Origin of the sequence: Nonlabens antarcticus (assembly GCF_015356755.1) — a bacterium.
In the GTDB taxonomy this organism is placed as follows: Bacteria; Bacteroidota; Bacteroidia; order Flavobacteriales; family Flavobacteriaceae; genus Nonlabens; species Nonlabens antarcticus.
This window is the reverse complement of the sequence record NZ_JADFCO010000003.1, coordinates 1-225: the sequence shown is the minus strand read 5'-3', so window position 1 is coordinate 225 and position 225 is coordinate 1. Positions and strand designations below refer to the sequence as shown.

Here is a 225-nt window from a genome sequence, read left to right as displayed (position 1 = left end):
CAGATTGCTGGATCGTGTAGGTTCCAGTAAAGGTCGTATTGTCCGTGCCACTTGGACCTGGGGGAAGTGTGGCGATTGGACCGCCTGATAAACTACCATTCGGCGCTACCAACAACGGGTCGGTGATGCGAACGTTGGTAAGCGTCGTTGATCCCGTATTGGTCACCGTAAAACTGTAACTGATCGTCTCACCCAACTGGGCGTTCCCATCTCCGTTCTCATCAT

1 protein-coding gene is annotated in these 225 nt (G+C 52.9%); it reads right to left on the bottom strand.

All coding sequences use genetic code 11. The features are described 5' to 3' along the window. Positions 1-225: DUF7507 domain-containing protein (locus IQ282_RS00015; protein ID WP_194849914.1), on the bottom strand; the 225-nt coding region annotated here is incomplete at both ends.